This window comes from Pseudomonas sp. FIP_A4 (genome assembly GCF_036701605.1).
In the GTDB taxonomy this organism is placed as follows: domain Bacteria; phylum Pseudomonadota; class Gammaproteobacteria; order Pseudomonadales; family Pseudomonadaceae; genus Stutzerimonas; species Stutzerimonas phenolilytica.
Genome location: NZ_JAYDXP010000002.1, coordinates 1 through 364 on the forward strand (window position 1 = coordinate 1; position 364 = coordinate 364).

1 protein-coding gene is annotated in these 364 nt (G+C 70.3%); it reads right to left on the bottom strand.

Going from position 1 to position 364, the window contains the following annotated elements; genetic code table 11:
- Positions 1–248: 248 nt before the first annotated feature.
- A partial coding sequence (locus tag U8L64_RS00010; protein ID WP_333392684.1) for a hypothetical protein occupies positions 249–364 on the bottom strand: 116 nt, incomplete at its 5' end.

Genomic DNA, 364 nt, shown 5'->3' on the forward strand with positions numbered 1-364 from the left:
GAGCCTGCCGCGGGCGCGCTCGGCGACGCGGCCTGGGTAGCCAGAGTCCTCGCGCGCGGGTTGGAAGTCGCGATGGACAGCGGCCACCATGGTCACACGCCGCTTCTCCAAGTCTTAATCGCGGCGCGGGCTGGCCAGGCCGTTGCCCCAACCGTCCCCGCCCGGCGCGGGCGCCGCCACAGCCGCCCGCGCGCAGCCCTACCCGTGCGTCCACCTGCCCTTCGGAGAGGCGCCGGATAAGCGGTGCCTCAGAGCGTGCGCAGGAAGGCGACCAGATCGGCCTTCTCCTGCTGGCTGAGGTTGCGCTGCAAGATCAGGTTGAAGAATTCCACGCTGTCTTCGAGGGTCAGCAGGCGGCCGTCAT